Here is a 3,858-nt window from a genome sequence, read left to right as displayed (position 1 = left end):
GAGCCGGCSAGGCCCTGGACGGCATAGCCGCCGGCCTTGCCGCGCCAYTCGCCCGAGGCGACATAGGCGTCGATTTCCTCGCGCGGCAGCCGCTTGAAACGCACCCGCGTCTCGACCAGCCGCTGGCGCAGCTTGCCGCCCGGCGTGATCAGGCAGATGCCGGAGTAGACCCGGTGCGAGCGGCCGGACAATAGCCCGAGGCAGTTGGCGGCGTCATCCAGCGTTTCGGCCTTGGGCAGGATGCGTCGCCCGACCGCAACCACCGTGTCGGCGGCCAGCACGAAGCTTGGCGCATAGTCCGTCTCGGTCTTCAGCGACGCGAACGCCTTCTCGGCCTTTTCCTTCGACAGCCGTTTGGCCAGCGAGCGCGGATGCTCGGCACGCAGCGGCGTTTCGTCGATGTCGGCTGGCAGGATACGGTCCGGCTCTATGCCGGCCTGCTGCAAGAGTTCGATGCGGCGCGGCGAACCCGAGGCAAGCACCAGCTTCTGCAAAATGCTCATCGCGGACCAGTCGAGCCTTGATCTTACTTGAAGCGGTAGGTGATGCGGCCCTTGGTCAGGTCGTAKGGCGTCATCTCGACCAGAACCTTGTCGCCGGTCAGCACGCGGATGCGGTTCTTGCGCATGCGGCCGGCCGTATGGGCGATGATCTCGTGTTCGTTTTCGAGCTTCACCCGGAACATCGCGTTCGGCAACAATTCCGTCACGACACCCGGAAACTCGAGGACTTCTTCCTTCGGCATTCGATACCTTTGCTTGGATTACAGTTCCGGCGCCTGGCCGGAATTTCGGCGGAACCTATATGATAATCGTTCGCTTGTGAACACGCTTAATCCGGACGGTCCAGAGCGACGAACCGGCGGCTGATCCGGGCTTTCAGCCGCTCGCGCACGTCGCGATAGCTGGCCATGATCTGCTCACGCGTGCCACTGGCACCGGTCGGGTCCTGCGTCGGCCAGTATTCAACCTCGACGGCAAGTGAGCGGGTGAGCTCCAGTGCGGCGTGGTGCGCCTCAGGCGCCAGTGTGACGATCAGGTCGAAATAGTCGTCCTCGAGGTCGTCAAGCGTCCTCGGATGACGCTCGCCCAGCGTGAGACCCTCCTCGGCCAGCACGGCATCGACGAACGGGTCGCGCTCGCCGGCGCGAACACCGGCCGAGGCGACGAAGATGGTGGCGGGCAGCATTTGGCGCGCCAGTTGCTCGGCCATTGGCGAGCGCACGGCGTTCATGCCGCACAGGAACAGGATCGATCGGGGCAGGGGTGCCAGGACTAGCCCCGCCAGTGCAGCACGCAGACCAGCGTGAACAGCCGTCGCGCCGTGTCGAAGTCGATGTCGATCTTGCCGGAGAGCCGGTCCATCAGCGTCTGCGACCCTTCATTGTGCAAACCGCGCCGACCCATGTCGATCGCCTCGATATGGCTCGGCGTCKAGGAGCGGATGGCGTCATAATAGCTTTCGCAGATCATGTAGTAATCCTTGACGATGCGCCTAAGCGGCGTCAGCGACAGGATGTGGGTGACCACCGCGGTGCCATCCTCGCGTGCCACGGCGAAAACCAGACGCTGCTCGGCCAGCGACAGTTTCAGCCGGTAGGGACCGGCGCCGCTGTCGTTGACGGGCTGAAAACGGTTCTCCTCGATCAGGTCGAAGATCGCCACGGCCCGCTCATGCTCGACATCGGGCGTCGAACGGCCGATCGATTCATCGAGTTCGACATCGATCAGTTTTGCGCGGGTTTGATCGGAGCCCGTCATCTCAGCCTACATGTTCAGCCGTATGGCGACGGAGCGGCCATGCGCGTCGAGCCCTTCCGCCTTGGCGAGCGCGATCGCCGCCGGCGCCAGCATGCGCAACTGCTCCGGCCCGAGTTTCAGGACCGAGGTGCGCTTGACGAAGTCGAGCACTGACAGGCCCGACGAGAAGCGTGCCGAGCGTGCTGTCGGCAGCACGTGATTGGAGCCGCCGACATAGTCGCCGATGGCCTCCGGCGTGTGGCGGCCGAGGAAGACGGCACCGGCATTGCGCATCCGCGACAGGAAACCTTCGGCATCGTCGATGGCAAGCTCGACATGTTCGGCGGCGATGCGGTCGACCAGCGGCAGCGAGGCCTCGATGGTCGGGACCAGGATCACAGCGCCGAAATCACGCCAGCTCGCCGCCGCCGTCTCGCTGCGCGGCAGGCTCTGCAATTGGCGCTCGACCGCCTGTTCGACCGCTTTGCCGAAGGCCGGATCATCGGTGATCAGGATCGATTGCGCCGACACATCGTGTTCGGCCTGGGCGAGCAGGTCGGCGGCGATCCAGTCCGGATCGTTGCTGCCGTCGGCCACCACGAGCACTTCCGAGGGTCCGGCGATCATGTCTATGCCGACCGTGCCGAACACCTGGCGTTTGGCCGCCGCCACATAGGCATTGCCGGGGCCGACGACCTTGGCCACCGGCTTTATCGTTTCGGTGCCATAGGCAAGGGCAGCGATCGCCTGGGCGCCGCCGACGCGGTAGATCTCGGAAACGCCGGCAATATCGGCCGCCACCAGCACCAGCGGCGGTATGGCGCCGCCCGAGGCCGGCACGCAGATCGCGATGCGGTCGACGCCGGCAACCTTGGCCGGTATGGCGTTCATCAGCACCGAGCTTGGATAGCTTGCGGTGCCGCCCGGCACGTAGAGCCCGACGGCTTCGATCGCCGTCCAGCGCCAGCCGAGCTCGACCCCGGCGGCATCGGTATAACGATTGTCCTTCGGCAGCTGCTGCTCATGATAGGCGCGGATGCGGTCGCGCGCGAATTCGAGCGCCTTGATCGTCTGCGCATCGGCGCCGTCATAGGCGCGGGCGATTTCGTCCTTCGATACGGCAATGCCGACGCTTTTGAGGTCGGCGCGGTCGAATCGGCTGGAATAGTCGATCAGCGCGGCATCGCCCTCGGCGCGGACCCGCGCGATGATCGCGCGCACCGCGGCCTCGGCATCGGCGGACACTTCCCGCTTGGTCGTGAGGAAAGCGGCGAAGCGCTGCTCGAAATCGGCATCGGAGTGGGCAAGCGTGATGGCCATGGGGCGCTCAAGCCTTGTGGACGGGACGCGACGTGGCTTCCCACGCGCCGCCGATGTCGGCAAGGCGGGCCTCGATGCACTCGACATCGAGCATGATCGTGCCGCCGCCTGAAAAGATCAGCTCGACGATGCCGGCAGGCTTGCTGATCTCGATGAAGCTGATCGCCAGCAGGGACAGCACCTCGGCCGGCTTGTTGCGGGCAATGCCGTTGGTCTTGGCGCCGAGCACCCGGTCGAAATGCAGCACGGCCTGCCGCCGCTCATTGTGCTGGCGAAACAGGCCCGACTTCGCCTCCCAGACGAAACGGTTCATGGTCAGCACGAAACGTTTGGCCGCAGGCAGGTATTCGAGGTCGCTGACTTTCAGGACGGCGTCCTGGACATGAGCCGAAACGATGCTCAGATCCTGGTCGTCGAGCGCGATAAGCTTGAGGGCCATGCGGAATTTGCACCTAAGGTTGGTTTCAGCCTTCTGTTAGGCGGTCTTGGCGATCCGTGCAACCGCGCCAGGGGCGCTGCGGTCGGCCGAGCGGCCGATCTCCCTCCTTGCGGGCCTGTTGCGTAATTCGCTGGTTGTGATTCTCTGAGATTGACGCTCGGAGGGAATCACGATGGCAGTGAAGCAGACGGGTCAGTTGAGCTTGGCGGAAGCCTTTCTGGGCGGCAAGTTGGCAGGCGGTTCTTCGCCACTCGATCGATTGTCAGGTCTGGTGAAGTGGTACCGCTTCGAGAAGCTACTCAACCCGCTGCGCGATGGTGGACCGGGTCGGGCTGCCTGGCCACCGTTGATCCTGTTCAA

At 64.6% G+C, this 3,858-nt stretch carries 6 protein-coding genes and 1 pseudogene; 1 reads left to right on the top strand and 6 read right to left on the bottom strand.

Annotated elements, in window-relative coordinates; translation table 11 throughout:
* From AC1DX0_RS32505 to AC1DX0_RS32480, 6 genes are all read right to left on the bottom strand, one after another.
* The coding region (locus AC1DX0_RS32505; protein WP_477358485.1) for a Maf family nucleotide pyrophosphatase at positions 1–503 on the bottom strand (503 nt) is incomplete at its 3' end.
* Between the two features lie 23 nt (positions 504–526).
* On the bottom strand, positions 527–745 hold the full coding sequence (infA, locus tag AC1DX0_RS32500) for a translation initiation factor IF-1 (protein ID WP_006200926.1): 219 nt from the start codon (positions 743–745) through the stop codon (positions 527–529).
* A gap of 86 nt (positions 746–831) precedes the next feature.
* Positions 832–1,287, bottom strand: coding sequence for an arsenate-mycothiol transferase ArsC (locus AC1DX0_RS32495; RefSeq protein WP_477224274.1), 456 nt, complete (start codon positions 1,285–1,287; stop codon positions 832–834).
* The gene (locus tag AC1DX0_RS32490; protein ID WP_477358483.1) at positions 1,275–1,760 is read right to left on the bottom strand and encodes a UPF0262 family protein; all 486 of its coding nucleotides are present in this window, start codon (positions 1,758–1,760) and stop codon (positions 1,275–1,277) included. The genes AC1DX0_RS32495 and AC1DX0_RS32490 overlap by 13 nt, the downstream gene beginning before the upstream one ends.
* Positions 1,761–1,766: 6 nt before the next feature.
* Entirely contained in the window at positions 1,767–3,059 is a 1,293-nt protein-coding gene (hisD, locus tag AC1DX0_RS32485; RefSeq protein ID WP_477224209.1) for a histidinol dehydrogenase, read from the bottom strand.
* Positions 3,060–3,066: 7 nt separating this feature from the next.
* Positions 3,067–3,498 (bottom strand): DUF2948 family protein, encoded by a 432-nt coding sequence (locus tag AC1DX0_RS32480; protein WP_095198254.1) that lies wholly within the window; start codon positions 3,496–3,498, stop codon positions 3,067–3,069.
* Between the two features lie 172 nt (positions 3,499–3,670).
* Between AC1DX0_RS32480 and AC1DX0_RS32475 the strand changes: the two are divergent.
* Positions 3,671–3,858, top strand: a pseudogene (locus AC1DX0_RS32475) (IS5/IS1182 family transposase); the annotation flags it as partial.

The sequence above is a fragment of the Mesorhizobium sp. P3_A9 genome, assembly GCF_056402975.1.
Note: the sequence above shows the minus strand (reverse complement) of the source record. Positions and strands in the feature narration are given on the sequence as shown.